This is a genomic window from Bradyrhizobium sp. WSM4874 (assembly GCF_055811835.1).
Genome location: NZ_JBVVPR010000115.1, coordinates 1 through 3610 on the forward strand (window position 1 = coordinate 1; position 3610 = coordinate 3610).

Genomic DNA, 3610 nt, shown 5'->3' on the forward strand with positions numbered 1-3610 from the left:
CGCCAAGCTCGACTTGCTGCAGGCTCGGCTAGTCGGTGCCACATGACCAGTGCTGCACCATAAATGCGTCAGAGCCCTTATTCCATGCCGAAACACATCATACTGCGAGCCAGAGATGCTGCGGTACGATCATCCCACCGGGGCTGGCTGCATATTCACCAAGTCATTTTTCGCCCGGGAATTTTTGACCGCGCGGGGCGCAGCGGCAGTACCCCTGCTGCGGCGTTCGTGTTCACGGCTCTTATTGCCGATGCGTTCGGCGTCCTGTGCCATTGGAGAAGATATTGTGTCCAAGGAGAAAAATTGCCTGATCGTTCGTGCTGCCGGAAGACAACTAAATCTTTTACGCGGCGAAGCCTCCCGCATCGCGAAAAGCAATAACGTCGATTGGTGGACCGATCGCGCGGAAGTCGGCACTCGCTTCTGCTTCAAGCATACAAAAGCAAAGAGTCATTCGCTCTCGCCTATGACAACTTCGGTATTCCCTGCCAAGACGGCTAGCCGCGCTTTGGCATCTGACGAGCAGGCCCGCCACCGGCGTGCCTTTTGCTTGGATTCTGACGCGCGGGAATCCCGGTCTATACTCACGCGATGCCGGACGCCCCTGACGCCGAGATTCAATTGAGGGACATCTTCGAAAAGTACCCGACTAGCGTCGAGCGCTATCAGGAAGCGAGTCGCGCATTCTCAATCAGTGCCGCGGTCAATGCAGGAGTCTGTGTTTCGCTTATGGTTTGACGAACGGGCATGCAGAATACGAGAAGGAGCAACGAAAATAAGGGTCATCGCGGATCGCCAAGAACAAGCCCGCCTTTCTTTGAAGGGACGGGCCGCTGGCGGTCAGGCCAGTCGTTACTCAGCAGCCTCGGCGAGTTCGCTCTGCGCCCACGCCGAGCGCACCAGCAGCGTCATCAGATCTTTGGCGAAGCTAGCATGCACCCGCTTCAGCCAACCGGAGGTCGGATCGCTCGGAAGTGCGCCGATGAGAACGGCCACCTTGTGGGCGAACTCGTGCCAAGTCGCAGGCGTTGCGCCGGCCAGCTCCTTCAAAATGTCGCAAGAGGTGTCGTCGAGCAGGCTGATGACGCGCTCGGGCAGCGCGCCCTTCACCATGTCGGTAATCTTGCGGTGATCGTGGACGAGCTGCGCGACGGGTGTGCTAAGAGTCGTGATAGCCATGGCGGAGAAGAACCTTTCCCGTTTGGTTAGCGCCGTCTGCCAAGCTGATACCTTGGCGGCGGCCTGATTTTGTGTTATCACAACGCATGACAAAGTCAGGTAGTGATAACACAACGCCGCGGTGGCGCCGCTCGGCGGAGAAGGGCACGCTGGTTGGCGTTCGCTTACAGCCTGATGATTTGTCGGCTGTCGATAACTGGATTGCAGAGCAGGCCGACGCGCCGACGCGGCCGGCGGCTATTAGGACGCTGATGAGGCGGGGCCTGAAGGTGAAGGCGAAATGAGGAATCCGGCGGTCAAATTACGCGATGCCGAAGAGCGGTCGGCCAACCGCCACTGGAGGAGTGGTCCAGAGTGATAGACAGCGACGCGCCCTCGACCGACCATCATCATATCAATTTCGATGCGCCGGCCGTCCTTCGGAAATGGTCCTCACTTGACAACCAGAGGTGCGCCAGCCCTAGCGGACCGTATTTACTGGTCGAGGCGACGTTGGACGAATGCATCAGGGAATTCATGGCCAAGCCGGCGCACCAGCGGCACCTTTACGAGATTCATACGGAGCCTCAGCCGCCGTTAATAGCCGATGTCCTCTCGGGAGAAATCATCGTGGAGCTCGCGCGGCTTCGGGATTTTCTCTGAACTTGCAGGTGGGCTGGTCGAACTCAAGCTGAGGGTGAAGTAATGAGCAACGACCCACAAGTCAGCAAACTGGCGCGGCCCTTCCCCTCCTTTGCTCCCCAAATAACAAAAAAGGGACGTTGGTTTGTAGCTGTGAAAACCGGTGTTGGTCCCGTTTCCCACATTGGCGACTTCGCGACGGAATCGGAGGCCATGAACTGGATTTCGAACAAATCGGAATACTAGCCCGGCGGATCAGATGCGGAATCCAAAGCGCGCTAGCCGAGCAGAACCTCCCTCTCGGCCAGAGGCAATCCGCAAGCCCGGTCGAGATCGGGCTAAGGCAGAAAAATAAGTCAGATGCTTGACGATCTGAAAAAGCAAGCCGAAGACGCGGAAACGAAAGCCCGCGCGCTTCCGCAGAATCCCGAGCGCGACCAGCTGCTCTGCGATCTCGCGGACTTCCGCGCGACGCTCGCGAAGCTGAGTTGCGAGAGTAAAATGGGTCAAGCTAGGAGGTTGTCCAGGCCGGCTGCTTTACCACCGCGGCTTGGCATTTTCCCCGCTATCCACAGTCCTGCGGTTGCCGCAACTTGACAAGAGCGCTTGAACTGAACCTGACCGGGAGTAACCTTCGTCTTTTCCGATTGGCTTTCTTGCGGGGGAAATTCAATGGACAAAATCGAGCGAGCTTTCGTGCTTATTGCACTCGCGGGCTTTTACGGCACGATCGCCGGGCTGACGTGGCTGATCGTGAGCTAGGAAATAATTGGCGCAAAAAAAGAAGGGCCCGGGTGTGTAGAAGCCGGGCCCATAGCCTGAGCAACATGGCCGGCAAGTTTGCCACCGCTCGACCCGCGCTATCTTGCGATAAATCAACGGCACTACCCGGATCGGGTGCCCGGCCAGCCTGCCGGCTGTAGTGTCGGGTGCGGCCGCCACAGCGCCGACTGCCATGAATTCAAACTTATCTTCGTTCGGAGGGCCTCGGCGTGCCTTGATCGCTCGCAGCCACTCGTAAATTTCTCAATATCGCTCGCATCGAGATCATTCGACCATCTCGAAATGAAAGCGTCCAAGCCAAAGGAATGGACGCAGGCTGAACGAAAGCCGCTTGCGTGGCTGGCGCGTCGTCATGTCGTGTCGGAGATAGCGGCGGCGCTGGCTCGGCACACCGGATCAGTGAAGCGAATGGCACGTGCAATGGTGCTCATTCTGAAAAGATAAACCAGCAAACCCTTTAGCCTCATCCCTCGCACTGCGCTCCTCATGTGACCGATATGCTTGGACACGCGGCATGCTCGCCTGGAACGTCGCGCGAATATCACTGTCGGCTCGCGTGTCTCTATCGAGGAGCCCGGTGAAGATGGTCTGCGGGCCCTCGCAGTCAAAGTTCTAAACAAATTGGCTCAAGTGCGTTCCTGGAGACCCGGTTCATGATCGGGCTGCTGTTGCTCAAGCACACTTACGGGCTGTCCGATGAGGGCGTTTGCGAGCGCTGGGTTCACGACCCGTATTTCCAGTTCTTCACCGGGCAAGAGTTCTTTCAGCATGCCTTCCCGCACGAGCGCTCGGACCTGAGCCATTGGCGCAAGCGGCTCGGCGACAAGTTGGAGCTGCTGCTGGCGGAGAGCCTGCGGGTGGCGCACGAGGCCGGCGCGTTACGCGGCCAGGACCTCAAGCGCGTCACCGTCGACACCACGGTGCAGCCGAAGGCCATCACCTTTCCGACCGAGGGGATGTCCCGGGTTCTGTTGAATTTCTGAAGAGGTCGGCGTTGCCCACCTTGAGCCGGTAGGCTCGGGGTGCT

Annotated in this window: 3 protein-coding genes and 1 pseudogene; 3 read left to right on the top strand and 1 reads right to left on the bottom strand. The window is 58.5% G+C overall.

Going from position 1 to position 3610, the window contains the following annotated elements:
* Positions 1–852 precede the first annotated feature (852 nt).
* Positions 853–1179, bottom strand: a complete 327-nt coding sequence (locus AC0L3P_RS39375; RefSeq protein ID WP_473309383.1) for a hypothetical protein — start codon at positions 1177–1179, stop codon at positions 853–855.
* A gap of 354 nt (positions 1180–1533) precedes the next feature.
* On the opposite strand from AC0L3P_RS39375, the gene AC0L3P_RS39380 reads away from it, so the two are divergent.
* The 3 genes and pseudogenes from AC0L3P_RS39380 to AC0L3P_RS39390 form a co-directional block, all read left to right on the top strand.
* Positions 1534–1821: a hypothetical protein gene (locus AC0L3P_RS39380; protein ID WP_473309384.1), complete on the top strand. Its 288-nt coding sequence runs from the start codon at positions 1534–1536 to the stop codon at positions 1819–1821.
* A gap of 339 nt (positions 1822–2160) precedes the next feature.
* Complete coding sequence (locus AC0L3P_RS39385) at positions 2161–2397, top strand: hypothetical protein (protein WP_473309385.1); 237 nt, start codon at positions 2161–2163, stop codon at positions 2395–2397.
* An 824-nt stretch (positions 2398–3221) separates the two neighbouring features.
* Positions 3222–3536, top strand: a pseudogene (locus AC0L3P_RS39390) (transposase); the annotation flags it as partial.
* Positions 3537–3610 lie beyond the last annotated feature (74 nt).

What these genes read in the sequence shown, in the direction of transcription:
- AC0L3P_RS39375 (WP_473309383.1), bottom strand. Translation starts at nt 1,179, where the DNA reads ATGGCTATCACGACTCTTAGCACACCCGTCGCGCAGCTCGTCCACGAT.
- AC0L3P_RS39385 (WP_473309385.1), top strand. Translation starts at nt 2,161, where the DNA reads ATGCTTGACGATCTGAAAAAGCAAGCCGAAGACGCGGAAACGAAAGCC.